The 24623-nt window shown below is 41.8% G+C and carries 25 protein-coding genes; all 25 read right to left on the reverse strand.

Features of this window, described 5'->3' with window-relative positions; all coding sequences use genetic code 11:
• Positions 1 to 39: 39 nt before the first annotated feature.
• A complete protein-coding gene (gene trmFO, locus R0K30_RS04155; protein ID WP_034317774.1) occupies positions 40 to 1344 on the reverse strand; it encodes an FADH(2)-oxidizing methylenetetrahydrofolate--tRNA-(uracil(54)-C(5))-methyltransferase TrmFO in 1305 nt (434 codons plus the stop codon).
• 70 nt (positions 1345 to 1414) lie between these two features.
• Positions 1415 to 3490 carry a type I DNA topoisomerase gene (topA, locus tag R0K30_RS04160; RefSeq protein ID WP_410609322.1) on the reverse strand — a complete coding sequence of 692 codons (2076 nt, stop codon included), beginning with the start codon at positions 3488 to 3490 and terminating at the stop codon, positions 1415 to 1417.
• Positions 3491 to 3683: 193 nt separating this feature from the next.
• A complete protein-coding gene (gene dprA / locus R0K30_RS04165) occupies positions 3684 to 4586 on the reverse strand; it encodes a DNA-processing protein DprA (RefSeq protein ID WP_099725874.1) in 903 nt (300 codons plus the stop codon).
• Positions 4587 to 4649: 63 nt separating this feature from the next.
• Positions 4650 to 5552 (reverse strand): succinate--CoA ligase subunit alpha, encoded by a 903-nt coding sequence (gene sucD, locus R0K30_RS04170; RefSeq protein WP_099725875.1) that lies wholly within the window; start codon positions 5550 to 5552, stop codon positions 4650 to 4652.
• Positions 5553 to 5574: 22 nt separating this feature from the next.
• The gene (gene sucC, locus R0K30_RS04175; protein ID WP_024426972.1) at positions 5575 to 6735 is read right to left on the reverse strand and encodes an ADP-forming succinate--CoA ligase subunit beta; all 1161 of its coding nucleotides are present in this window, start codon (positions 6733 to 6735) and stop codon (positions 5575 to 5577) included.
• Between the two features lie 176 nt (positions 6736 to 6911).
• Entirely contained in the window at positions 6912 to 7187 is a 276-nt protein-coding gene (locus R0K30_RS04180) for a FlhB-like flagellar biosynthesis protein (protein WP_099725876.1), read from the reverse strand.
• A complete protein-coding gene (locus tag R0K30_RS04185) occupies positions 7184 to 8920 on the reverse strand; it encodes a glycosyltransferase (protein ID WP_410609325.1) in 1737 nt (578 codons plus the stop codon). Before R0K30_RS04185 ends, R0K30_RS04180 begins: the two co-directional genes overlap by 4 nt.
• A 27-nt stretch (positions 8921 to 8947) precedes the next feature.
• Complete coding sequence (locus R0K30_RS04190) at positions 8948 to 9712, reverse strand: ribonuclease HII (protein ID WP_410609327.1); 765 nt, start codon at positions 9710 to 9712, stop codon at positions 8948 to 8950.
• Positions 9713 to 9788: 76 nt separating this feature from the next.
• Positions 9789 to 10637, reverse strand: a complete 849-nt coding sequence (gene ylqF / locus R0K30_RS04195) for a ribosome biogenesis GTPase YlqF (RefSeq protein WP_099725878.1) — start codon at positions 10635 to 10637, stop codon at positions 9789 to 9791.
• Positions 10638 to 10727: 90 nt separating this feature from the next.
• A complete protein-coding gene (gene rplS / locus R0K30_RS04200; RefSeq protein WP_003212364.1) occupies positions 10728 to 11075 on the reverse strand; it encodes a 50S ribosomal protein L19 in 348 nt (115 codons plus the stop codon).
• 137 nt (positions 11076 to 11212) lie between these two features.
• On the reverse strand, positions 11213 to 11947 hold the full coding sequence (gene trmD, locus R0K30_RS04205; RefSeq protein ID WP_099725879.1) for a tRNA (guanosine(37)-N1)-methyltransferase TrmD: 735 nt from the start codon (positions 11945 to 11947) through the stop codon (positions 11213 to 11215).
• Positions 11944 to 12468: a ribosome maturation factor RimM gene (gene rimM / locus R0K30_RS04210; RefSeq protein ID WP_367307649.1), complete on the reverse strand. Its 525-nt coding sequence runs from the start codon at positions 12466 to 12468 to the stop codon at positions 11944 to 11946. Before rimM ends, trmD begins: the two co-directional genes overlap by 4 nt.
• Before the next feature lie 8 nt (positions 12469 to 12476).
• Positions 12477 to 12863 carry a YlqD family protein gene (locus R0K30_RS04215; RefSeq protein WP_024424191.1) on the reverse strand — a complete coding sequence of 129 codons (387 nt, stop codon included), beginning with the start codon at positions 12861 to 12863 and terminating at the stop codon, positions 12477 to 12479.
• A 103-nt stretch (positions 12864 to 12966) separates the two neighbouring features.
• Positions 12967 to 13212 (reverse strand): KH domain-containing protein, encoded by a 246-nt coding sequence (locus R0K30_RS04220; RefSeq protein ID WP_099725881.1) that lies wholly within the window; start codon positions 13210 to 13212, stop codon positions 12967 to 12969.
• The gene (gene rpsP / locus R0K30_RS04225) at positions 13212 to 13484 is read right to left on the reverse strand and encodes a 30S ribosomal protein S16 (RefSeq protein ID WP_003212139.1); all 273 of its coding nucleotides are present in this window, start codon (positions 13482 to 13484) and stop codon (positions 13212 to 13214) included. The genes R0K30_RS04220 and rpsP overlap by 1 nt, the downstream gene beginning before the upstream one ends.
• A gap of 105 nt (positions 13485 to 13589) precedes the next feature.
• Positions 13590 to 14930, reverse strand: coding sequence for a signal recognition particle protein (gene ffh, locus R0K30_RS04230; protein ID WP_410609331.1), 1341 nt, complete (start codon positions 14928 to 14930; stop codon positions 13590 to 13592).
• Between the two features lie 13 nt (positions 14931 to 14943).
• Positions 14944 to 15276 (reverse strand): putative DNA-binding protein, encoded by a 333-nt coding sequence (locus tag R0K30_RS04235; protein ID WP_099725883.1) that lies wholly within the window; start codon positions 15274 to 15276, stop codon positions 14944 to 14946.
• A 141-nt stretch (positions 15277 to 15417) separates the two neighbouring features.
• Positions 15418 to 16404: a signal recognition particle-docking protein FtsY gene (gene ftsY / locus R0K30_RS04240; RefSeq protein ID WP_099725884.1), complete on the reverse strand. Its 987-nt coding sequence runs from the start codon at positions 16402 to 16404 to the stop codon at positions 15418 to 15420.
• Positions 16405 to 16425: 21 nt separating this feature from the next.
• Positions 16426 to 19986 (reverse strand): chromosome segregation protein SMC, encoded by a 3561-nt coding sequence (smc, locus tag R0K30_RS04245; RefSeq protein ID WP_410609334.1) that lies wholly within the window; start codon positions 19984 to 19986, stop codon positions 16426 to 16428.
• 105 nt (positions 19987 to 20091) lie between these two features.
• Positions 20092 to 20835: a ribonuclease III gene (gene rnc / locus R0K30_RS04250; protein ID WP_034317819.1), complete on the reverse strand. Its 744-nt coding sequence runs from the start codon at positions 20833 to 20835 to the stop codon at positions 20092 to 20094.
• Positions 20836 to 21018: 183 nt separating this feature from the next.
• Positions 21019 to 21252: an acyl carrier protein gene (gene acpP / locus R0K30_RS04255; protein WP_003212028.1), complete on the reverse strand. Its 234-nt coding sequence runs from the start codon at positions 21250 to 21252 to the stop codon at positions 21019 to 21021.
• Between the two features lie 80 nt (positions 21253 to 21332).
• A complete protein-coding gene (gene fabG, locus R0K30_RS04260; protein ID WP_099725886.1) occupies positions 21333 to 22076 on the reverse strand; it encodes a 3-oxoacyl-[acyl-carrier-protein] reductase in 744 nt (247 codons plus the stop codon).
• A complete protein-coding gene (fabD, locus tag R0K30_RS04265) occupies positions 22076 to 23020 on the reverse strand; it encodes an ACP S-malonyltransferase (RefSeq protein WP_099725887.1) in 945 nt (314 codons plus the stop codon). Before fabD ends, fabG begins: the two co-directional genes overlap by 1 nt.
• A 15-nt stretch (positions 23021 to 23035) precedes the next feature.
• On the reverse strand, positions 23036 to 24034 hold the full coding sequence (plsX, locus tag R0K30_RS04270; protein ID WP_099725888.1) for a phosphate acyltransferase PlsX: 999 nt from the start codon (positions 24032 to 24034) through the stop codon (positions 23036 to 23038).
• A 15-nt stretch (positions 24035 to 24049) separates the two neighbouring features.
• Positions 24050 to 24616 (reverse strand): transcription factor FapR, encoded by a 567-nt coding sequence (gene fapR, locus R0K30_RS04275; RefSeq protein WP_099725889.1) that lies wholly within the window; start codon positions 24614 to 24616, stop codon positions 24050 to 24052.
• Positions 24617 to 24623: the final 7 nt, after the last annotated feature.

Here is a 24623-nt window from a genome sequence, read left to right on the forward strand (position 1 = left end):
AAATGGTATCACATATCTTGCTTTCCGTGCAATGTTTTACTACAGAGATTTCGAAATAGTTTGAATAGTTTCGATTGCGCGCTTAGCGTACTCTGCATACCGCTCTTGTTTGTTTTTAATCCGAACGCCAAGATCTTTCAGCAAGCCAAAGTTTGCATTCATCGGCTGGAAGCTTTTCTTGTTTGTCGACGTGATATAGTAAGCCATACTGCCAATCGCCGTTTCTTCAGGAAGTGTGACAAGCTCTTCTCCTTTGACAAAACGAGCCGCATTAATTCCAGCCACTAGTCCCGAAGCCGCGGACTCGACATAGCCTTCAACGCCTGTCATTTGTCCGGCAAAGAATAGATCATCTCTATTTTTAAACTGATAAGTCGGTCTTAAAAGGCTTGGAGAGTTAATAAATGTATTACGGTGCATCACGCCATAACGAACAATCTCTGCTTCTTCAAGACCTGGGATCAAACGGAATACTTCCTTTTGATCGCCCCACTTCAAATGAGTTTGGAAACCAACGATGTTATATAAAGTACCTGCTGCATCATCCTGTCTTAATTGAACAACAGCGTAAGGTCTTTTTCCTGTTTTCGGATCTTCAAGTCCTACTGGTTTCATCGGACCAAACAGCATCGTTTTCTTTCCTCTTTTCGCCATGACTTCAATTGGCATGCAGCCTTCAAAGAAGATTTCTTTTTCAAACTCTTTTAAAGGCACCGTTTCAGCAGAAATTAACGCCTCATAAAAACGATCGAATTCCTCTTCGGTCATTGGACAGTTTAAATAAGCGGCTTCCCCTTTATCATAGCGTGATTTCAAGTACACCTTATCCATATCAATGCTATCTTTCTCTAGAATTGGTGCCGCTGCATCGTAGAAATATAAATACTCTTCACCTGTTAGTGATTTTAATTCTTTTGAAAGTGCTTCAGATGTAAGTGGGCCAGTTGCGATAATTGTCGGGCCTTCTGGAATGCTTTGTACTTCTTCTTGAAAGACAGTGACATTCGGATGATTCTTCACACGATCTGTGACGTTTGCTGCAAATTCATGACGGTCTACTGCAAGTGCTCCGCCAGCAGGAACTGAGCTTTCATCTGCTGCTGCGATAATCGCCGAATCTAAATGACGCATTTCTTCCTTTAATACACCTACCGCATTCGTCAAAGCGTTCGCACGTAATGAGTTGCTGCATACGAGCTCCGCAAATTTATCTGTGTGGTGAGCTGGCGTTTGTTTGACAGGTCTCATCTCATACAAATTGACTTTAATTCCGCGCTTGGCTATTTGCCATGCAGCTTCACTTCCTGCTAAACCTGCTCCGATCACATTTACAAATTGACTCATTGTACAACTCTCCTATTTCGTAAGTTCTGTTTGATGACATAAAAAAGCAGGTGAACAAGGTTGCTCACCGCTATTTTTGCTGTTCCTCTTTATAATCACAGTTCACACATTGAACTTGAACGCCTTTTTTCAGCTTTTTCTCTACAAGCATATTTTCGCATTTTGGACACTTTCTTTCAATTGGTTTGTCCCAAGAGACGAATTCACACTCTGGAAAACGATCACAGCCATAAAAAATGCGGCGTTTCTTAGATTTTCGTTCAACAATGTTTCCTTCATGACATGTCGGGCATTTGACACCGATATCTTTGACAATTGGTTTCGTGTTACGGCAGTCAGGAAAGTTAGAGCACGCCATGAACTTACCGTATCTACCCATTTTGTACACCATCGGATGTCCACACTCTTCACAATCAACTCCAGCGTATTCAGGCTCAATTTCCACTTCTTGCATCTCTGCTTCTGCTTTTTCTACCCGTTTGGCAAAGTCTTGATAGAAGCTGTTGATAATGCGAACCCATTCAATCGTACCTTCTTCAACGCTATCAAGTTCTTTTTCCATTTTCGCCGTGAATTCCACGTTAATGATTTCAGGGAAGAATTCGATAATTAAGTTGAGTACAATTTCTCCAAGCTCAGTTGGAATAAACCGTTTGTTATCAAGTGCGACATAGCCGCGCTTTTGAATCGTGTCTAATGTTGGTGCATACGTAGATGGACGGCCTATACCAAGCTCTTCAAGCGTTTTGACAAGTCTTGCCTCTGTGTAGCGCGGAGGCGGTTGCGTGAAGTGCTGTTCAGGTTCGATATCTTTTGAAAGAACCGTATCTCCCTCTTTTAGATCAGGAAGCATTTTGTCCTTTTCTTCTAGCTGGTCGTCCTTCCCTTCCACATATACCTTCATAAATCCAGGGAATTTCACCTTACTTCCATTAGCACGGAACGTAAGACCGTTATTTTCAAGATCCACACTCATTGTATCGAGAACAGCTGGCGCCATTTGGCTTGCCACAAATCGTTCCCAAATCAATTTATAAAGACGAAGCTGGTCTCTGCTTAGCACATGTTTGACATCTGCCGGTTTTCTTAGCGTAGAAGTAGGCCTGATGGCTTCGTGCGCATCTTGTGCATTTTCGTTCTTTTTGGCGGTTCGTTTTGTTGTGTTTAAGAAATTCTTACCGTACGTTTGATCAATGAAAGCAGATACTTCTTCAATCGCCGTATTGGAAATACGTGTTGAGTCCGTTCTCATATATGTAATGAGTCCTACTGTACCTTCTTTACCAAGATCTATTCCTTCATATAATTGCTGCGCAATCATCATCGTCTTTTTCGCACGGAAGTTTAGTTTTCTTGCAGCCTCCTGCTGTAGGGTAGATGTCGTAAACGGGACAGCTGGATTGCGTTTCCGCTCTTTTTTCGTCACTTTTTCTACAGAGAATTTGCTACCTTTTAGTTTCGAAAGGATTTCTTTTACATCTTCTTTTGTTTTCAATGGGTGCTTTTTGCCACTCACGCCAAAGAAACTAGCTTCGAAGGTTTCTTTTCCTTTTAGGAATGTACCATCAATTGTCCAGTATTCTTCTGGTTTGAATTCATTAATTTCATTCTCGCGATCAATAATCAGGCGGAGTGCTACAGATTGAACACGCCCAGCACTTAATCCTTTTTTAACTTTCTTCCATAAAATCGGACTGATTTTATACCCAACTAAACGATCTAAAATCCGTCTTGCCTGCTGCGCATCAACCAAGTCCATATTAATCATACGTGGATGCTTAAAGGAATCTTTAATCGCATCTTTTGTAATCTCGTTAAAGACAACGCGGCAATCTGAAGAGAGGTCAAGGTCAAGACTGTGTGCTAAATGCCAAGCAATCGCTTCTCCCTCTCTATCGGGGTCAGCTGCGAGATAGACTTTCTTTGCTTTTTTCGCCGCTGTTTTTAATTCCTTTAAAACGGGGCCTTTTCCGCGAATCGTAATATATCTCGGTTCGAAGTCATGCTCAGTGTCAACACCTAACTGACTTTTCGGTAAATCCCTTATATGCCCCATTGAAGCCTTTACTTTATACTTTTTTCCTAAATAACGCTCAATCGTTTTCGCCTTTGCTGGCGACTCAACGATGACTAAATAATCAGCCATACTCAAAATCCCCCTTAAGAGGTGTTCTCTCTTTATACATTTCACAATTCATATTTATGTTAATTGCACCTATCTAACAGGCAATCGTTAAAAATTCTTTATGATGAACATCATTATAAACACGAAAAACGAAGTGTAAACTTAAATCCTCACTATTATTAAATATTCCTGTGTCGTTTGTCAAACGATATTTTTATGAGAGTTCAGTATATTGAACGCCACGGAAGGAGAATTCCTCTAAAATATCCTTCGTAGAATGAACAAGCTTTGCTCCCTGCTGAATGAGTCTAGCTGGACCTGTGGAATTAGGATCAAAGATTGATCCTGCCACCGCAAACACTTCTTTTCCTTGCTCAAGCGCCTGATACGCTGTAATGAGCGAACCGCTCTTTTCTTTACACTGGATCACGATGGTTCCTTTTGTTAGTGCACTAATTAAACGATTTCTCATTGGAAAGTGCCATTTTTCTGGTTTGATATAAGGCGGATGCTCTGACAAAAGCAAATGATGCTCTCCCATGTATTGAGCCATTTGCACATGTTCCTTTGGATATAAATGCTGGAAACCGCCAGCTACAACACCAATGGTTTTCCCTTTTTTTCTGATGCACTCCTTGTGTGCAAGTCCATCGATTCCTTTTGCTAAGCCACTGACAATCATCCAATCTTCCTTAACAAGTTCACCAACAATTTTCTTCACACATGCTTCTCCATAAGACGATGGAACACGCGTGCCTACTACACCTAAACCTTTTTCTTCATTTAAATATGATACGTTTCCTTTTAGGAATAACACAGGGGGAGGATCATAAATATGTTTTAGTGTTCTGGGATATAAGGGTGATGTGATGGGAATCATGTGAATGTTTTGCTTTAAATAGGCTTGAACGATGTGTTGAAAAATGGGGAATTCATTTTCTTCAGCTTGTTTTAAGCGGGTAAAGTCGATCGTTTGTAATGATCGATCCTGTTTGTAATGATGTGTTTCTTCATTTATATATAACTCAGGATCAACTTTCCACCATTTTGTTAACAAAGAGGGTGAGATGAGGCCTTTTAAGCGGTGAAAAATCATTCTTTCGGACACGTTGTACATACCATTCCTCCAGTTTAAGATAGAAAGAAGAAGACTTGTCAAAGAACAAGTCTTCTTGTGTCATTAATGCGTTTTACAAGCTTCGAAGAGATTCTTCTCTTTTAGCACTTTAATCAAGGTTTCTCCCATGACAGATGGTGTCTCTGCCACTTCAATTCCACATTCACGCATTGTTTTTACTTTTTCATCAGCTGTTCCTTTACCACCAGAAATAATGGCACCAGCATGTCCCATGCGTTTTCCTGGAGGCGCCGTTTTACCGCCAATAAAGCCAACAACTGGCTTTGTCATATTTGCTTTTACCCATTCAGCTGCTTCTTCTTCGGCCGTACCGCCGATTTCACCGATCATAATGACAGCGTGTGTATCAGGATCTTCATTAAAGGCTTTTAATACATCAATAAAGTTCGTTCCATTTACGGGGTCTCCGCCGATTCCTACAGCTGTCGATTGACCTACGCCAGCCTCTGAAAGCTGATGTACCGCTTCATATGTAAGCGTTCCAGAACGAGAAACAACTCCAACATGACCTTTTTTATGAATGTAGCCAGGCATGATGCCAATCTTACATTCTTCAGGTGTAATCACACCAGGGCAGTTTGGTCCAACAAGTCTTGTCTTCTTACCTTCCATATACCGTTTCACTTTGACCATATCAAGTACTGGAATATGTTCAGTAATACAAATGACTAGATCCACGTCTGCATCAACTGCCTCTAAAATGGCATCTGCTGCAAATGGTGCTGGTACATAGATAACAGAAGCGTTTGCTCCAGTTGTTTGTACGGCTTCAGATACAGTATTAAATACAGGAACTCCTTCTACTTCAGTTCCACCTTTTCCAGGTGTGACACCGCCAACAATATTTGTTCCGTACTCAATCATTTGTTTAGTATGGAACAATGCGGTTGAACCGGTAATTCCCTGAACAATTACTCTCGTATTTTTATCAATAAATACACTCATTTAGGTTCCCTGCCTTTCTGCTCTACTTGACTAAAGATACAATCTTTTCTGCCCCGTCAGCCATAGACTCAGCAGAAGTGATATTTAAGCCTGAATCACTCAGAATTTTCTTCCCTAATTCAACGTTTGTTCCTTCAAGACGCACAACGAGTGGTAATGTTAAGCCGACTTGTTTCGTCGCTTCAACGACACCTTCTGCAATGACATCACATTTCATGATGCCGCCAAAAATGTTCACGAAAATCCCTTTTACATTTTGATCAGATAAGATGATTTTAAATGCTTCCGTTACTTTTTCAGCCGTTGCACCGCCGCCAACATCTAGGAAGTTTGCAGGGTCCCCCCCGTAATGCTTGATGATATCCATTGTAGACATCGCAAGACCTGCTCCATTGACCATACAGCCAATATTTCCGTCTAGGGAAATATAGCTTAGATCATATTTAGAAGCTTCAATTTCCTTTGGGTCCTCTTCATCAAGGTCACGGTATTCTAATATATCTTTTTGTCTATATAAGGCATTGCTATCAAAGTTTAATTTCGCATCAAGTGCCATGACTTTTCCATCGCCTGTTACAACAAGTGGATTAATCTCAGCAATTGAACAATCTTTTTCAATAAACGCGTTGTAAAGGCTAGTCATAAATTTAACAGCTTGGCCAACTAATTTTGTTGGAATATTAATTTTAAACGCTACTTCTCTTGCCTGATAGCCTTGCAAGCCAATCGCTGGGTCGATGACCACTTTGACGATTTTCTCTGGCGTTTTTTCTGCTACTTCTTCAATTTCAGTACCGCCTTCTTCAGAAGCCATCAATACAATTCTTGATGTCGCTCTGTCCAAAACAAGTCCAACATAGTACTCCTTTTGAATATCGCAGCCTTCTTCAATAAGTAAGCGTTTTATTTCACGCCCTTCAGGCCCAGTTTGATGTGTGACAAGTGTTTTGCCGAGCAATTCCTCTGCAAACCCTTTCACTTCATCTTTTGTTTTTGCAATTTTTACCCCGCCTGCTTTACCACGGCCGCCTGCATGAATCTGTGCTTTTACGACATATACAGAGCTTCCTAGCTCTTCTGATGCTTTCACTGCTTCATCAGGTGTAAATGCTACTTTACCATTTGGAACTGAAACCCCATATTTTCTTAGGATTTCTTTTCCTTGGTACTCATGGATATTCATTTCCCATCCTCCCAACATATGTAGAAACAAAAATTATAAAATAGACTGCGCTTTCATTTTAAAGAATAAAAAAGAGAATGTCTAGGGTTCTATGTAAAATCGTAAAATCCTTCTAAACATTCAAACTTTTATTTTATTAAAAATATAAATTTTTCATCCAAATCACTTATTTTACCTTATTTTTTCATTTTTTGATCTAACCTATAGATAAACGAAAATATTTCTGCTACAGTATCGTATAATGCTTCAGGTATTTCTTCATCAAGCGTTAAATGGCGCATGAGTTCTACTAAATTAGGGTCTTCTTGGATGGGAACTCCTGATTTCTTTGCTTCTTCAATAATATGATCTGCCACATAGCCGCTTCCTGTTGCGATGACTTTTGGCGCCTTTTGTTTTTCTTCATCGTAATGTAGAGCGACCGCTCTTCTAAGCGGTTTTGAATCCTTCATACTCGTAAGTCCAGCCCTTTCTCGCTGATTTTATGAAAGTGTTCATCTAGAAAATGAGACGGATCTATTTGTTCTTGCCTCTTCTTTGCTGTAATACCCGTTAAACTATATCCTAAGGCATTTAAATTCTCTCGAACAGCTGGAATCATCGGATTAATTGTTCCTTGCAGTTCATGGGCTGTCTCAATTGTAATCGCCATGACCTTTTGCTGAATCGTACAGTCTATTAATGTTTCTTCAAGATTTTCCATGTTTAAGTAAAACATGAGGCGGCACTGAGAAATATCAATAGAACCATCTTTTTTCTTATGTCCTTTTAAAATAAACGTTAAATCTTGAACACTATGCTTTGAGAAAAGAGGATAGGAGACCATCATCTGACTGACGGTTTGGTTTTCCTGCTGCACGAATAACTGGCCATTCAATCTATGAAACAATTGATCCGCTTCTTTTTTAACGTGCTCCGGTAAATCCGCCTGCCTCACATCATTTAAGACGAGCTTTAGTTGATGAAGCTCCTGACTTTTTACATCCTGGCTGCCTTTTTCCAGTAGTTTCAGCATACCGATTTCATCACGTACACCTATCGCCTTTTTCATCGTCGTAAGTAAATCGAGCACATCGGTTTTATTGCTTAATGTTGGTTCAGTCTGCTGAATGACCTGAGCCAATGCATTCGCCTCTGTTTTTGAAAGGAACGGAAATTCTTTTAGAAGCACGGATGCCTTTGCGTCAGGCTGAGATCCTGCCTGCTGGAGCCCTTGAAGCAGTGATGTGAACGGTTTTAAGTCGGGCTGCTGCTGTCCGTCTGCACCTTGCTTTGTCATGCTTGTCAGTATGCGCTCTATTTGCTGAATCGGGATAGGCAGCTGCTTTGGACTTATCAACTGCTGCGCGTTAGGCTGATTGATTGAAACTGTCTGACGCCCTTGGACGATTGAAGCTTGGCTATTCTCTGTTTGCTGAGACGGATTGAAATGAGATGGCACTGTCATACTGCCTCCCTGCTTCACTTGGCCTTCTTTCGCTGTTAGAAGGACCGATAAGAGCTTTTCTGCATGAACAGTAGTCTCAGCATCTATGACTGACCGAACGGCTTGTGTAAGGGCCTGTGTGGCATCTGATTGCTTCGGCAGCTGTGTTAAACGATCTAGCAGCGCTTTTATATCCTGATGAAGAGCAGAAGATGATTTCACTGCTAATATCGATTGGAGAACCCCTTGCTGAATCGGTAAATCTTTCTTCAAAGCAAACAGGAGTGCCTGCAGCCCTTTTTTGACATCGGCTCCTTGAAACTGTTCGATCCATTTCACTGCCGTTTTTAACTCGGCTTCATTGATGACCGATTTTTCTTTTAAAAAGGCTGTAGCCGTTAATATGTTTTCAATCCCATTTTTAAGTGACAGGCCTTCTAATAGTTTGGCTGCTGCATCCTTTAACGTCTTGGGATCTTGATCAAATTGTTGAACGGGCCTTAGTTTATTGAGGCTGCCTCCACCCTCTTGTTCAAATTGGAACCAATAGAATGCATCCGCTTTTAGCTGAGCTGCTAGCTGCGCTTTTATTTTGTTCGAGCCTATTTGAACAAGCGCTGTATCATCTCCAAGCATTTTAAGTACTTTTCCGAGAATCAGCCGGTGCACATTTTCCTTTCCTTCGGTGTTTAATGGAACAGATTCTGCCGTATTTAACCGGCTATTCAGTGCTGTATGTATGTCTTCCACTCTTGTCATCACAGGCAGCCTCCTTGTGTCAAAAATTTATGAAATAACGGATTTCACTGGTGCAAACGATAATCGATGGATAGGGGCGGCACCGTGTTTTTGAATGGCAGCCAGGTGCTCTTTCGTTCCGTACCCTTTATGTTTTTCAAACCGGTACTCAGGGTATTGACGTCCATACTCCTCCATCATCTGATCCCTTGTCACTTTCGCAATACATGCACCAGCTGCAATGGATGCACTTTTTGCATCTCCTTTGATGATATTCTCCTGGTGAGTAGGAAGCGGGAGTGTCATTGCATCTATGAGTAGATAATCAGGTGTATGAGTTAACTGCTCCACAGCTCTCACCATCGCCAGTCTTGATGCTTCGTAAATATTGATTTCATCAATCGTAGCCGCATCAACAATGCCGATTCCGATATCGAGTGCTTTTTCTTGAATCAAATCATAATAAGCCAATCTTTTTTTCTCAGATAGTTGCTTTGAGTCGTTTAAACCGAGCAGGACTGTTTCTTCTTTTAATATGACAGCTGCTGCGACAACTGGGCCTGCCAGCGGGCCTCTTCCTGCTTCATCTATACCTGCAATACACGTGTATCCTTGCGCCTTTGCTTGGTTTTCAAATTGCATCATTTGATTCCATGCTGCACGAAGTTCTTGCTGCTTTTCTCTCTCTTTGTGCCACTTTTCTATAAGCTTTTGGACACTTTTTCTTGTATCATCTTTTACAAGCTCACGAATGTATGACTCGTCGTGCGAATGCTTTTCTATCAGTTCTTTTATTTGTTTCACAGTGTACATAGGCTCTTTCGCAGCCTCCTTCTTTATATCGGCAGTTTTTCACAAAAAATAAAGACCCGCATGAGCTGCGTGTCTTTTAGCTTTCAGGCTTCTCAAAAGTGAGGGGACCAAATTTTTCAGTTCGAATATCCCGAATAATGATTTCGGTGGTTTTGTCGTAATTAATGAATCCTCCGCTCATCAGACAGCCGCGCTTTGTGCCAATTGCATCAAACAGCTCAACCGTATCTTCAGGTATATCGGCGAGGTCATAGCGTTTTTTTAATCGCTCTGGATAGTTCTCTTCTAGAAAACGCAGTGCATACACGGCGACATCCTGTAAGTTGATGATTGAATCTTTGATCGCTCCAGTAACCGCCAGCCTGAGTCCTACTTGCTCATCTTCAAATTTTGGCCAGAGGATTCCAGGGGTATCGAGCAGTTCAAGTTCTTTCCCTACCTTCACCCATTGCTGTGATGTGGTAATACCAGGCCTGTCTCCTGTTTTGGCGATGTTCTTTTTTGCTAAACGATTGATCAAGGTCGATTTCCCGACATTGGGAATCCCGATAATCAGCGCTCGAATCGCACGCGGCTTGACGCCTTTTGCTTTCATGCGGTCGAATTTTTCTTTTAAGATTTCTTTTGAAGTCGTGATGATCTGATTTAACCCTTGTCCATCGACAGAGTTAATGGCAAGTGACCGAACGCCTTGCTGCTCAAAATACGCCTGCCACTCCTTTGTCATACGAGGATCTGCTTTATCTGCTTTGTTTAAGAGCATGATTTTGGGTTTATTTTGAAGGATTTCTTCGATCATTGGGTTTCTAGAGGACATCGGGATTCTTGCATCCGTTAATTCAAATACAATGTCGATGAGCTTTAATTTTTCTGTGACTTCACGTCTTGCTTTTGCCATATGGCCTGGAAACCATTGAATCGTCATAGGTGCACCTTCTCTCTTCTATTAGTTGTCTATATACATTGTACAAAAAAAGAGCCTGTTACGGGTAACAAGCTCTTTCCTTTGATATCATTATCGTCTGATTTCTTTGATACGAGCCGCTTTACCGCGAAGTTCACGTAGGTAGTAAAGTTTCGCACGACGTACCTTACCGTGACGTACAACTTCGATGTTAGCGATTTTTGGTGTGTGTACAGGGAATGTACGCTCAACGCCTACACCGTAAGAAATCTTACGAACTGTGAAAGTTTCGCTGATTCCACCACCACGACGCTTAATTACAACACCTTCAAAGATCTGGATACGCTCACGAGTACCCTCGACAACTTTAACGTGTACACGTAAAGTGTCACCAGGACGGAACGCTGGAAGATCAGTGCGTAATTGTTCTTTTGTGATTTCTTCAATCAAATGTTGCATCGTTTTCAACTCCTTCCAACAGATGCTCATGTCCTCTTTCTTCATTGCAGCGGAACATCGTTTTCAAACTTGAATCGGCAAGCCGTCCAAGTCACAAGTAGTATCATACCATACCTCTATGCCCTGTGCAATACAATCTAGTCATTATGAAGCTGCCAAAGCCATCTTTTTTCTTCATCCGTTAAAGTTTTGCATGAATCAATCAAATCTGGCCGTCTTGTATAGGTTCGCTTCAAGGATTCTTTGCGCCGCCACTCTTCAATTTTGGCATGATTTCCAGAGAGGAGCACATCCGGCACTTTTAGTCCTTTATAATCGGCTGGTCTTGTATAGTGCGGGTGCTCAAGCAGACCTGTACTAAATGAATCTTCGATGTGAGACGCTTCTTTTCCAAGCACATGAGGCAAAAGCCTGACCACACTGTCTGCAATCATCATCGCCGGCAGCTCTCCGCCTGTGAGAACGAAATCTCCAATTGAAATTTCATCTGTGACAAGATGCTCCCTGATGCGCTCATCGTAGCCTTCATAGTGGCCGCAAATGAACATAAGATGCTCTTCTTTTGCAAGCTCTTCTGCCTTCTTTTGTGTGTATCTTTCCCCTTGAGGACAGACAAGAATGATTCGGGGCTTCTTGCTTGCTTTATTCGTCAAATCTTCTACCGCATCAAATACAGGCTGTGCTTTCAGTACCATACCAGCACCGCCGCCATACGGATAGTCATCCACTGTTTTATGCTTATGATCCGAATACTCTCTAAAATTGACGACATGAAATGAGACAGCTTCTTTTTCCTGTGCTTTTTTTAAGATCGATGAGTGTAGCACTCCTTCGAACATTTCAGGAAAAAGCGTTAAAAAGTCAATTTTCATTCGTCAATGAGTCCTTCCATCACTTCAATGTGTACTGTTTTGGATGAGATATCGATCTTTTTGACGACAGGTGGAATATAAGGTATAAGGGCATCCTTTTTTCCTTTTCTTTCAACGACCCAGACATCATTTGCCCCCGGCGTTAAAATCTCTTTGATGTGGCCGATGAGTTTGTCCTTTTCATCGTATACTTCACAGCCAATGATTTGATGGAAATAAAACTCTCCTTCATCTAATGAAACGAGATGTTCTTTTTCTACTTTTAAAATTGATTCTTTCAATTGCTCTGCTTCATTTAAAGAGCCTATTTCTTCAAATGTGAGCAAATCAAACTGTTTGTGCTGCCGGTGTGATGCTATAGTGACTTTCAGCGGGTCCTTTTGACCTTGCTTAAAAATATAGAGGACGCTTCCTTTTTTGTAGCGCTCTTCCGGGAAATCGGTCTTTGACACAACGCGCACTTCACCGCGCACTCCGTGTGTATTGACGATCTTTCCGACATTCAACCAATCTAGCTCCATGTTCTCAATCACCCCTGACGTATTTCAACAATGGTGCCGTCTTTGACGACAATGACATTATCTTGCATTTTGTCATCCCATTTATCACCTATTTTCACTTCAACCAGCGCATCCACTTCTGTTTCTTTCATTTCACTTCCAAGCGGCAAGATATGCAGCTGCTCTACTTGAAAATCAATTTGTCTGATTTTCTCTTGCCTTTTATCAATGGCTTTTTGAAATTGAGGGATGGCTTCTTGCTGATGTGGTTCTTTTTCATGCTTCTTTAGTTGAAAATATAGCTGATTGCATTCACGTTCTAGTCTTTCTTTTTTCTCCAAAAAAGTCGTTAACAGTTTGTCCTTACTGCTTTCAGTTAATACTTGCATCACGGTGACATGTTGAATGATCTGCATCTTCCTTTTTGTCCCCCTATCCGAAGGCATTTGTCCTCTACAGTATAACGAAAAATAGATTTAAACGTGTAAAAAAAGGGGAGGTCCTAAGCCCTCTCCCTTTTTAGTCAGCAATCTCAAGTTGAACTTTCTTAGAAGACTCTGCACCTGCTGCAAAAATGACTGTTCGTATCGCTTTTGCTGTACGCCCCTGCTTTCCGATCACTTTTCCGGTATCTTCGGCATTGACAGACAGTGTGTAAATCACCTGCTCATCTTTTTCTAATGAAGATACATGAATATCTTCTGGGAAATCAACAAGTGGCTCGACGATGGACACAATCAATTCTTCCAAGGACAGCTCATTCATTATTTGCTGTTTTTCGCATTATGAAATTTTTCAAGAATTCCTTGGCTTGAGAAAAGGTTGCGAACTGTATCAGATGGTTTCGCACCATTTTGAAGCCATTTAAGCGCTAATTCTTCGTTGATTTTCACCTCAGCTGGTGATAACACTGGGTTGTAAGTTCCAACTGTTTCAATGAAACGACCGTCACGTGGTGAACGAGAATCTGCTACAACAATACGATAGAAAGGAGATCTTTTTGATCCCATACGTTTTAAACGAATTTTTACTGCCATTTTACTAGCACCTCCGAAAATATTTCAACAAGATAGTATATTAACAATGATAAAAGGGTTTGTAAAGTGTTTTTTCTTAACAACGGTTTTATCATGTATAACCAATTACATAAATGGTAATTTAAAGCCTTTTTTCTTTCCTTTGGACATGTTGGTCATTTGCTTCATCATCTTTTTCATTTCGTCAAATTGCTTTAAAAGGCGATTGACTTCCTGTACAGATGTTCCGCTTCCTTTTGCAATCCGTTTTCTTCGGCTTGCATTAATGACCTCTGGCTGTTCTTTTTCCTCGGTCGTCATTGATTTAATAATCGCTTCGATGTGATTGAGCTGCTTTTCGTCTACTTGGACGTTTTTGAGCCCTTTCATTTTACCGGCTCCCGGCATCATTTGGATCAGTTCATCAAGTGGACCCATATTACGAACTTGGCCAAGCTGCTCGAGGAAATCATTAAGCGTAAAGCTCATGGTCCGCATTTTTTGTTCAAGCTCTTTCGCCTTATCTTGGTCAACGTTTGCCTGTGCTTTTTCAATAAGTGTGAGCACATCTCCCATGCCAAGAATTCTTGATGCCATCCGCTCCGGGTGGAATGGTTCAATCGCATCAAGCTTTTCTCCTAGTGCAGCGAATTTAATCGGCGTATTTGTGACAGCACGAATCGAAAGTGCTGCTCCGCCTCTTGTATCACCGTCTAGTTTCGTTAGAACGACACCTGTTAAGCCAAGCTGTTCATTAAAGCTTTTTGCTACATTGACAGCATCTTGACCTGTCATAGAGTCAACAACAAGGAAAATTTCTTCTGGATTTGCTACTTCTTTTACTTTCTGAAGTTCATCCATCAATTCCTCATCGATATGAAGACGTCCTGCTGTATCTAAAATGACATAATCGTGGTGTTCTTCTTTCGCTTTTTCAATTGCCTGTTTGGCAATTTCGACAGGACTTACTTGATCACCTAATGAAAACACTGGCATATCAAGCTGTTTCCCAAGGGTTTGAAGCTGCTGGATCGCTGCCGGTCTGTAAATATCTGCAGCCACCATCATCGGCTTGCGATTATGTTTTTTGCGAAGTAAATTGGCAAGTTTCCCAGTTGTGGTCGTTTTACCTGCCCCTTGAAGACCGACCATCATAATGACCGTCGGAGATTTTTTCGCCACAGCGATTTTACTCTCTTCCCCGCCCATTAATTCAGTGAGTTCTTCTTTTACAACTTTAATGACCTGTTGTCCAGGGGTAAGACTTTGCATGACCTCTTGTCCAACTGCCCGCTCGCTTACTTTTTTCACAAAGTCTTTGACTACTTTAAAATTGACGTCAGCTTCAAGAAGGGCAAGGCGTACCTCGCGCATCATTTCTTTTACATCTTGCTCTGACACTTTTCCTTTGCCGCGGATTTTTGAAATCGTCTGCTGCAGTCGGTCGGCTAATCCTTCAAATGCCATACTGTGCCGCCTCCTAATCTAATTTCTCAAGCGATTCAATTAAAGCTTCTGCTTCTTCCTTTTGCGGGGAATCTGCTACAAGCTCTCTCAGTTTATTGAGAAGTTCTTTACGCTCTTTAAATTTCTTAAACAAGAGCAGCTTTTCTTCATATTGTTCGAGCATCGCTTCAGTCCGTTTAATATTATCATAAACAGCCTGTCTTGATACTTCATATTCATCCGCAATTTCACCGAGGGAAAAATCGTCTAGGTAGTAAAGCGACATGTAGCTCTTTTGCTTTGCGGTCAACAACGATTGATAGAAGTCAAACAAGTAGTTCATTCTCGTTGTTTTTTCAAGCGTCATGGGCTCTCTCCCCTTTGTTAAGTTCATTCCCTTTACATCAACTAAGTTTACACGGTTCTCTCCTGTATGTCAAGTTTTTATCTTGTCACTTCATGAGGCGGCGTATAAACAAAAATGCCAGCAACTTAGCCGGCATTTTTGTTAGTCTTCTTGATCAATCACGTCTGAAAATAAACCATACACATATGATTCTGCATCGAACTCTTGTAGATCGTCCACCTTTTCACCTAAACCGACAAGCTTCACTGGGATGTTCAGTTCATTTCGAATCGCAAGCACAATTCCGCCTTTTGCAGTACCGTCAAGCTTTGTTAAGGCAATTCCTGTCACATTTGTCGCTTTAGAAAATTCCTTCGCTTGTGCCATGGCGTTTTGACCTGTTGTTGCATCAAGGGCAAGCAGTACTTCGTGCGGTGCATCTGGGACCTCGCGCTCAATGACTCTTTTGACCTTCTCCAGCTCTTTCATCAAGTTGACTTTGTTTTGAAGTCTTCCAGCTGTATCGCAGATAAGGACATCCGCATTTTTCGCTTTTGCTGACTGAACGGCATCAAAGATTACCGCTGCTGGATCAGAGCCCGCCGTCTGTTTGACGACAGGGACACCTGAACGCTCTCCCCATACTTCAAGCTGCTCAATGGCACCGGCACGGAACGTATCTCCTGCTGCTAATATGACGGATTTTCCTTCATTTTTCAGCTTGTTTGCAAGCTTACCAATGGTCGTTGTTTTCCCAACGCCGTTGACGCCCACAAATAAAATGATATTTAAACGCCCGTCTTCGATGTTCAGCGCAGAGATTTGTTCCTCTCCGCTATTGTAGATGTCAACAAGCTTTTCAGAGATGACCACCTGTACTTCACTTGGGTCTTGAATGTTTCTTAATTTTACTTCTTTTTTCAGCTCATCAATCAGTTCCATCACGGTCGTGAAACCGACATCAGCGCCGATAAGAACTTCTTCTAATTCTTCAAAAAAGTCTTCGTCGACCTTACGATAGCGAGAAATCAGTTCATTTACTTTTCCTTGGAATGAGTTTCTCGTTTTTTCAAGTCCATCTTTAAACTTTTCTGATACTGAATCGGTTTGCTGCGTAAATTTTTCTTTTAATTTCTTAAAAAAGCTCATTGGTTCATAGACCTCCTTTTATTACTGGACAAGCTCTTTCGTTTCTTCTAGTTTAACGGATACTAGTTTTGAGACGCCTGACTCCTGCATTGTGACACCGTACAGGACATCTGCTTCTTCCATTGTTCCCTTGCGGTGCGTAATGACAATGAACTGTGTTTCTTCGCTGTATTTCTTTAAATATTGCGCAAAACGGAAGACATTGGCTTCATCAAGCGCTGCTTCTACTTCATCTAACACGCAGAATGGAACAGGTCTGACTTTTAAGATGGAAAATAGTAAAGCGATCGCTGTTAATGCTCTCTCTCCGCCTGAAAGCAGGCTTAAATTTTGCAGCTTTTTCCCCGGCGGCTGCGCGACAATATCGACGCCAGAGTTGAGTAAATCGTTTGGATCGGTCAGCTTCAGGTCTGCTCTTCCCCCGCCAAATAATGCTTGGAAAACAGATTCAAAATGCCCGCGGATTTGAGAAAATGTCTCAGAGAAACGCTTCGTCATTTCTTGATCCATTTCTTCGATGACTTGGAATAACGTATTTTTCGCTTCTGTCAGATCATTTCGCTGTTCTGTTAAGAAGAGATAACGTTCATTCACGCGTTCATACTCATCAATACTGCCTAAGTTCACTGTTCCAAGCTCTTCAATGGCTAGTTTGATCAGTTTCACTCGTTTTCTTGCTTCATCTGGCGTTAACGTCAGATGGTACATTTCTTTTGCTCCTTCAAACGAAAGTGCATATTCTTCGTTCAAATAGGCGATAAGATTATCGAGCTCAACCTCCATGCGGCCAAGCTTGATCTCTTCATCTTTTAAGCTTGTGGTGAGCTGCTTGTAAAGACGTTTTTGCTCTTTGAGTTCACGTTCAGCAAATTCTAATGTTTCTGAAAGAGCCAGGCGCTGTTTACGACGCTCGGAAATGAGTGCTGTCGTTTTATTTTTATTTTCAAGCTTCTCTTTCGCAGCTTCTTCCAGCTGTTCTGCTCCGCTTGAGCTTGATGACATTTCATTTGTTAAGAGTGACAGATCTTCTTTTGTTTCAATCAGCGTCTGTTCCGCCTCTTCCAATTCAGCCATCAAGATCGAAAGCTTCTCTTGTTCATTGGCTAAGGACTGCTCTTTTTTCGCAAGCGAGATTTTCAGCTCTGTTAATTCCGCAGAAATGGTTTCTTTCGTTGAGCTTTGGGTCTGCTTACGCTTTGTTAATGTGTTGATCTCTTCATCAAGAGACGTCAGTTTCTCACCTATAGAGGCTTCAAGGGTGACCTGCTCTTTGTCCTTGCTCGCAAGTTCAGAAGAGCGCTGCTGCAATTCTGCTTTTTCTTGATCATAGATCTCTAGATGAGAGTTAATATTTTTTTCTGCTACTTGCAGTTCGTATAGTTTCCCTTTGAGCTCTTGCTGCTTTTCTCGAAGCGTCTCACCGCGCTGACGCAGTTCATTTAATTGGGTTTCACTTGCTGCAATCGATTGCTTCGTTTCTTTTGTTTCTTTTTCAAGAATCGTTGTTTTTTCTTCCATTTCTACGAGCTGCTTCGTCAATGTTTCGATCTCTCGATTTCTTGAAAGAAGGGAATTGCTCTTTTTCTTCACGCCGCCCCCGGTCATTGAACCACCTGGGTTGACAACATCCCCATCAAGGGTCACGATGCGATAACGATGTCCGAGCATTTTCGCCAGTTCATTGGCGCCTTTTAAATCTCTGACAATTAGGACGGTTCCAAGCAAGTTCTGAATGACCTTTTGGTACTTTTCGTCAAAAGAAACGAGGTTACTCGCTACGCCGATAAACGCTGCATGCTGCTCAGCGGTTTGGACGTCTCTGAACTGAATGGTTCTTTCTTTGATCACGTTCATTGGCAGGAAGGTCGCACGTCCAAAGGAATGCTGCTTTAAGTAACCGATGGCCTGTCTCGCCGCTGCTTCATTTTCCGTAACCACGTGCTGCGTTGCTGCACCTAGCGCAATTTCAATCGCTGTCTCATGCTGCTGATCTGTTTGAATCAGCTCTGCAATGGCACCGTGAATACCGCCTAACCGGTCCTTTGCCTTTAAGACCTCTTTCACTCCTTGGAAAAAGCCTGAGAAGTCTTCCTGCATGGATTCAAGCATCTCTTTTTTTGAATTTGCCTGCTGAACATATTGATAGGCTTGATAAAGAGTCGTTTCTTTTTTTTCGTATTGACGTTTCATTTGCTCAAGCTTTTGTTCTGCCTCTCTAAAGCGTTTCACCTGAGTCAAAATGTCTTCTTCTAGTTCTGAAAGCTGCTGCTCAGCTTCCGTTTTCTGCTCTTTGACAGACACACGTTCTTCGATATGTTTCTGATTATTTTGCGTTAGACGCTCTAGCTGCATGGCCGCTTGGCGCTGCTGCTCTTCTAGTAATTTACGTTCATTGCGAATTGAAGCCTGTTCATTTAGCAGATCAAAATAATCGCTTTTCAGCTGTTCAATTTGACCTTCCACATCTTCACTGTGAAGTGACAGTTGATGCTGTTTTGTTTTCACTTCATCTTTTAGCTGCTGCACTTCTTTTTGCAGGCTGTCCCGTGTGATTTTCTGCTGCTCAATCTTTTCGGTTAACAGCGCCTGCTTTTCAGTTAAGCGAACAAGCGTTTCCTCCAGCTGTCCTTGGTTGACGGCTGCATTTTTTTTTCGTTCTTTTAGAACTTCTTTTTTCCCTTCAAGCTTTTCTAATTCCTCACTTGTGAACAGAAGGACTTCTTGCAGGTCATTAATGGATTCGTCCAGCGCCTGAATTCGGTCTCTCGACTCTTCAATTTTGGCTTCTTTTGCTTGAATGTCTGTGGACTGCTTCATTTCATCTTGTTTGAACCGCTCGACAGCTTCTCCAAGTGTTGTCCATTTTTCGTGAAGTGCTTCGATATCATGAACGGTTAGGGCGATTTCTACATTTTCAAGCTCTTCTTTTTTTTGCAAATAGTCCTTTGCAATGGATGCTTGCATTCTTAATGGTTCTACTTGTTCTTCTAGTTCATGCAGAATATCTTCTACTCGGTTTAAGTTGTCCTGCGTTTCAAACAGTTTATTCTCAGCTTTTTTCTTTCTTGTTTTATATTTCAAGACACCAGCCGCTTCTTCAAAGATACTTCTTCTCTCTTCTGCCTTACTCGATAGAATTTCCTCTACCTTTCCTTGACTGATGATAGAAAAAGCTTCCTTACCAAGGCCTGAATCCATGAAAAGATCAATAATATCCTTTAAGCGGACAGATTGATTGTTTATGAGAAATTCACTTTCTCCTGAACGATACACCCTTCTTGTTACACTGACTTCGTGAAAATCGATCGGTAAAAAGTGATCTTCGTTATCTAACGTTAAAGTCACCTCTGCTAGGTTGACTCTTTTTCTTGAGTCACTTCCTGCAAAAATGATGTCTTCCATTTTTCCTCCGCGGAGACTTTTCGCCGATTGTTCTCCAAGTACCCAGCGGATGGCATCAGTAATATTACTTTTGCCGCTTCCGTTAGGTCCAACAACAGCTGTGACACCTTTGACAAAGTCCACGGTCACTCGCTGTGCAAAAGATTTGAATCCTATCACGTCTAAACGTTTGAGGAACATGAGAGTGATCCTCCTTATGTATTTAAAGTACTATCATCTTACCATATGAAGTGAAAAAAGATGATGGAAAACAGAGTGAAATCCCCCTGAATGACGAGGGGGATTTTATTGGTTCATATGATGTTTCTGCAATTTAGCAAGTGCTTCCTGTGCAGCGTGCTGTTCTGCTTCTTTTTTAGAGCGGCCATTTCCAATCCCGAGCACTTCTCCTCGAAGTGATACATTTGCTTCAAATTCCCGGTTATGTGCAGGTCCCTTTTCATGCAGGATTCGGTATTCCAGCACACCTTTTCCATCACGCTGAACAAATTCTTGAAGCTGGCTTTTAAAGTCCATGACATGCGAGAAAGCTCCGTCGTTAATTTTCGGATACACATACCCTTCTAGGAATCGTTCAACAGGTTCCAGCCCTTGATCTAAATAAAGTGCCCCGATAAAGGCCTCGAATACATCTGCTAAGAGTGCGGGGCGCTTTCTGCCGCCAGTCATTTCTTCGCCTTTTCCTAAAAGAACAAGGTCTCCGAAGGACAGCTCATGTGCCAGTGACACAAGTGACGGTTCACACACGATCGCCGCTCTCAGTTTTGTTAAATCTCCCTCGCTCATCGCTGGATATTTCGCAAATAAGAATTGAGAGATGGTCAATTCTAAAACAGCATCTCCTAAAAATTCAAGTCTTTCATTATCCTCGTAAGGTTTTTTCCGGTGCTCATTCACATAAGAGGAATGTGTAAAGGCTTGATATAGAAGCTTTTCATTTTTAAACTGTACGGAAATACGCTGCTGGAATTCTCTAAATTGCTCTAGTTTTTTGCTCTGTTTCTGTTTGTCTTTATAGTGTTTTGGCATAGCAACCTCCAGGTAGGCTTAATCGCCTTTAAGGATACTGATTATATGGAGTCTCTCTTTCTACATGCAAGGAAACATTGCTCCCAGCATCTGAAAAAGGCTGACAATTGATCAGCTGAATGTGTTGAAACTAACATAAATTTTCAAAGTCCCGTCATGGAAGTAGACGGGACTTTGTTACACTTATTGCTGGCTATTTATGTAGTTCACAGCGTCACCGACTGTTGCAATTTTTTCAGCATCTTCGTCAGAAATTTCCATATCGAACTCATCTTCAAGTTCCATAACTAGCTCAACTACATCAAGGGAATCAGCGCCTAAATCTTCTTTAAATGAAGCTTCCATTTTCACGTCAGCCTCATCAACGCCAAGGCGGTCTACAATAATTTTTGATACACGCTCTAATACGTCTGCCATTGCCTTTCACCTCCCCTCAAAGTATTATAGTTGATTCGTTTTTAAAAAACTAGAGAAAACGTAACGAAATTTGATATTTCTTAGGACATGACCATTCCGCCATCCACTTGGATGGTTTGGCCTGTAATATAGCCTGCTCCTTCAGAAGCTAAAAAGACAACAACGTTGCTAATATCTTCAGGCGCACCAAAGCGTGCAAGCGGGATTTGTTTGAGCATTTCTGTCTGCACATTGTCATCAAGCTTATCTGTCATATCTGTAGAAATAAAGCCTGGTGCTACTGCATTGACTGTAATATGGCGGCTTGCCAGCTCTTTTGCTGTTGTTTTCGTTAACCCGATGACGCCAGCTTTTGCTGCAACGTAGTTTGCTTGTCCAGGGTTTCCGCATACGCCAACGACTGATGCCACATTGATGATTCTTCCGCTTCGCTGTTTCATCATTTGACGCGTCACGGCTTTTGTACAGTTAAAGACACCTTTTAAGTTTATGTTAATGACATCATCCCATTCATTTTCTTTCATTCTCATGAGCAGGTTGTCCTTTGTAATGCCAGCGTTATTCACAAGAATGTCGATTGAGCCGAATGTATCAATCGCTTGTTTCATTAATGCTTGTACTTCTTCAGCATTTGAGACATCAGCTTTGACAGCAAAAGCCTGCTTGCCAAGTGCTTTGATTTCATCCACTACTTCATTTGCTTTTGCTTCGTTTCCTGAATAATTCACGACAACATTTGCACCATTCTTCGCTAAATCGATCGCGATGGAACGGCCAATACCGCGTGATGCACCTGTTACAACGGCTGTTTTATTTGTAAGCATCAAGAATCCCCCTTCAATGTTTGAATTGCTGCTTCAATTGTTTCTTGATCTGAAACGGAAATAGTCGTCAGTCGGCGATTGACCTTTTTCACAAGACCTGAAAGCACTTTGCCAGGACCAATTTCAATAAACGTTGTCACACCTAAATCAATAAGGCGTTCCACACTTTCTTCAAAACGAACAGGCGAATACAATTGTTCAATGAGCTTTGTCTCAATCTCATCACGAGATGTCACGATGTCTGCTGTTACATTTGAAATGACCGGTGTTTTGGCATCCGCAATGTCTAGTTTTGACAGAACATCTGTGAATTTTTCAGCTGCTGGTTTCATTAAAGCTGAATGGAAAGGCCCGCTCACTTCAAGTGCAATTGCACGTTTTGCGCCTTTTTCTTTCGCTTTTTCTGATGCAAGTTCTACACCTTTTGCTGTACCAGAGATGACGATTTGTCCAGGGCAGTTTAAGTTAGCGAGTTCTACAAGATGACCGCTCTCTGTTACTTCTTTTGTTACTTCCAAAAGCGAAGCTTGATCTATTCCGAGGATCGCTGCCATTGCGCCTTCACCTGCTGGAACAGCTTCATTCATTAATTCGCCGCGTTTTCTGACGGCGTATACAGCATCTTTAAACGAAAGAGCGCCTGCTGCAACGAGGGCTGTGTATTCACCAAGACTGTGTCCTGCTGCATAATCTGCTTTGATTCCACTCTCTTCAAGTTTCTTTAAGATGGCGATACTTGTTGTTAAAAGAGCTGGCTGCGCATTATATGTCAGCGTCAGTTCTTCTGCTTCCCCTTCAAAAATCATAGAAGATAAGTCAAAACCAAGGGTCTTGTCTGCTTCTTCAAACACAGCTTTAGATGCTGATTCTTGGTCAAATAAATCTTTTCCCATGCCAATTTTTTGAGAGCCTTGGCCAGGGAATAAAAATGCAATTTTGCTCATGCTGCTCTACCTCCATTAAGACTCATTCGTGTTTTCTTTTTGGACTTCTTGATGAATGATGGCTGAAACGTCTTTTTCAACGATATCACGTGCCTGACGAATTGCATGAAAAATGGCGTTTTCATCAGAGGAGCCGTGCGCTTTAATAACAGGAGCCTTTAAACCAAATAAAGCGGCACCGCCATATTCGGAGTAATCCATTTTAGATTTCATCTGCATCAATTTAGGCTTCATCATGCCAGCTGCTATTTTTGCAGTAAAGCTGGATGTTAATGTTTCTTTCAGCATTTTAAATACGGAAAGGGCTGTGCCTTCAATCGTTTTAAGCGCAATATTTCCTGTAAAACCATCTGTGACAACGACATCGGCTACACCTTCTAATAAATCACGAGACTCCACATTTCCTACGAAATTTAAGTCTGATGCTTTTAGTAATTCGAAGGTTTTTTTCGTTAAATCATTGCCTTTTTTATCTTCTGTTCCTACATTTAAAAGTCCAACGCGCGGATTGCTCTTCGGGAAGACGCGCTCTGCGTAAATAGACCCCATCATGGCATATTGCACCAGATGTTCTGGCTTGGCATCGACATTTGCACCGACATCTAGTAATAAAAACCCGCTGCCATCAAGTGTTGGCAAAGTTGGGGCAAGTGCTGGTCTGTCAATACCATCGATTCTGCCTACGATAAACAGTCCTGCTGTCATGAGTGCTCCCGTATTTCCTGCTGAGATGCAGGCATCTGCTCTTCCTTCAGATACTTCCTGGGCCATTTTCACCATGGATGAATCCTTTTTACGTCTGACTGCACGCACTGGTTCATCTGTCGGTTCAATGACTTCTTTTGCATCTAAAATCGTAATGCGCTCGTTATTTGTTATGTATGGTTTGATTTTGCTTTCATCGCCGACAAGTGTAATGTCGACATCTGAAAATGCTGCTAAGCTTTTTTGCACACCGTCAATAATGGCTTTAGGGGCATGATCTCCCCCCATTGCATCGACTGCAATTCTCATGTTATGTGCCACCTTTTACTTTTGTTTTGAGCGATACATGACGAAGTCACCTGAGAAGACAACTTCCTCACCCACATAGCTGTTTACTTCAACTACGGTTCTGCCTTTTTCTTTATCATGCGAGGCTACTTTGGCTTTAGAGACGACTCGTTCGCCTTGTTTAACCTGCCTTGTAAATCTAATATTCGCTTTTGCTGTCAGCGCCAGTTCATCGTCAATGACGGCCACTGCCAGCGAATTTGCCTGGGCGAAGAGATGATGTCCCCTGGCAATTTGGTTTCGGCTAAATACGTGCTCTTTTCTTACTTCTAAAATCGAAATGGCTTGGTCATCAAGCTCTACATCAATCATTTCTCCAATCACTTCATCCAGCGGAAGTGACTTCACTTCATCCTCTAATGTCTTCTCGGCCACATGCTTAATTCTTTCGCGTAATTCAGGGATTGACAGCTCCAAACGATCAAGACGAACCGTTTGAATGCTTACACCGAATTTACTTGCCAATTCTTCATCAGTAATGAACGGAGTCGAGCTGATCGTTTGCTGGAGAAGCCTTTGACGTTCTTTTTTATTTAGTTTCATATGCAGA

Source organism: Bacillus sp. SIMBA_154 (genome assembly GCF_046536015.1).
GTDB classification, from domain to species: Bacteria; Bacillota; Bacilli; order Bacillales; family Bacillaceae; genus Bacillus; species Bacillus pumilus_P.

Bases quoted from the DNA above. Each gene is read 5' to 3' on its own strand.
- R0K30_RS04235 (WP_099725883.1), bottom strand. From the start codon at position 15,276: ATGACGCTTGAAAAAACAACGAGAATGAACTACTTGTTTGACTTCTAT.
- R0K30_RS04190 (WP_410609327.1), bottom strand. From the start codon at position 9,712: ATGTACACTGTGAAACAAATAAAAGAACTGATAGAAAAGCATTCGCAC.
- dprA (WP_099725874.1), bottom strand. From the start codon at position 4,586: ATGTACAACGTGTCCGAAAGAATGATTTTTCACCGCTTAAAAGGCCTC.
- fabG (WP_099725886.1), bottom strand. From the start codon at position 22,076: ATGCTTACAAATAAAACAGCCGTTGTAACAGGTGCATCACGCGGTATT.
- plsX (WP_099725888.1), bottom strand. From the start codon at position 24,034: ATGAGAATTGCAGTCGATGCAATGGGGGGAGATCATGCCCCTAAAGCC.
- fabD (WP_099725887.1), bottom strand. From the start codon at position 23,020: ATGAGCAAAATTGCATTTTTATTCCCTGGCCAAGGCTCTCAAAAAATT.
- trmD (WP_099725879.1), bottom strand. From the start codon at position 11,947: ATGAAAATTGACTTTTTAACGCTTTTTCCTGAAATGTTCGAAGGAGTG.
- R0K30_RS04220 (WP_099725881.1), bottom strand. From the start codon at position 13,212: ATGAATGAGCTGTCCTTGGAAGAATTGATTGTGTCCATCGTCGAGCCA.
- trmFO (WP_034317774.1), bottom strand. From the start codon at position 1,344: ATGAGTCAATTTGTAAATGTGATCGGAGCAGGTTTAGCAGGAAGTGAA.
- sucD (WP_099725875.1), bottom strand. From the start codon at position 5,552: ATGAGTGTATTTATTGATAAAAATACGAGAGTAATTGTTCAGGGAATT.
- fapR (WP_099725889.1), bottom strand. From the start codon at position 24,616: ATGAAACTAAATAAAAAAGAACGTCAAAGGCTTCTCCAGCAAACGATC.
- rpsP (WP_003212139.1), bottom strand. From the start codon at position 13,484: ATGGCAGTAAAAATTCGTTTAAAACGTATGGGATCAAAAAGATCTCCT.
- R0K30_RS04185 (WP_410609325.1), bottom strand. From the start codon at position 8,920: ATGACAAGAGTGGAAGACATACATACAGCACTGAATAGCCGGTTAAAT.
- ftsY (WP_099725884.1), bottom strand. From the start codon at position 16,404: ATGAGCTTTTTTAAGAAATTAAAAGAAAAATTTACGCAGCAAACCGAT.
- acpP (WP_003212028.1), bottom strand. From the start codon at position 21,252: ATGGCAGACGTATTAGAGCGTGTATCAAAAATTATTGTAGACCGCCTT.
- topA (WP_410609322.1), bottom strand. From the start codon at position 3,490: ATGGCTGATTATTTAGTCATCGTTGAGTCGCCAGCAAAGGCGAAAACG.
- smc (WP_410609334.1), bottom strand. From the start codon at position 19,986: ATGTTCCTCAAACGTTTAGACGTGATAGGATTCAAATCTTTTGCACAG.
- R0K30_RS04215 (WP_024424191.1), bottom strand. From the start codon at position 12,863: ATGCAGATCATTCAACATGTCACCGTGATGCAAGTATTAACTGAAAGC.
- rimM (WP_367307649.1), bottom strand. From the start codon at position 12,468: ATGGAGCTAGATTGGTTGAATGTCGGAAAGATCGTCAATACACACGGA.
- rnc (WP_034317819.1), bottom strand. From the start codon at position 20,835: ATGCCAAAACACTATAAAGACAAACAGAAACAGAGCAAAAAACTAGAG.
- R0K30_RS04180 (WP_099725876.1), bottom strand. From the start codon at position 7,187: ATGAAGGATTCAAAACCGCTTAGAAGAGCGGTCGCTCTACATTACGAT.
- rplS (WP_003212364.1), bottom strand. From the start codon at position 11,075: ATGCAACATTTGATTGAAGAAATCACAAAAGAACAATTACGCACTGAT.
- sucC (WP_024426972.1), bottom strand. From the start codon at position 6,735: ATGAATATCCATGAGTACCAAGGAAAAGAAATCCTAAGAAAATATGGG.
- ffh (WP_410609331.1), bottom strand. From the start codon at position 14,930: ATGGCATTTGAAGGATTAGCCGACCGACTGCAGCAGACGATTTCAAAA.
- ylqF (WP_099725878.1), bottom strand. From the start codon at position 10,637: ATGACGATTCAATGGTTTCCAGGCCATATGGCAAAAGCAAGACGTGAA.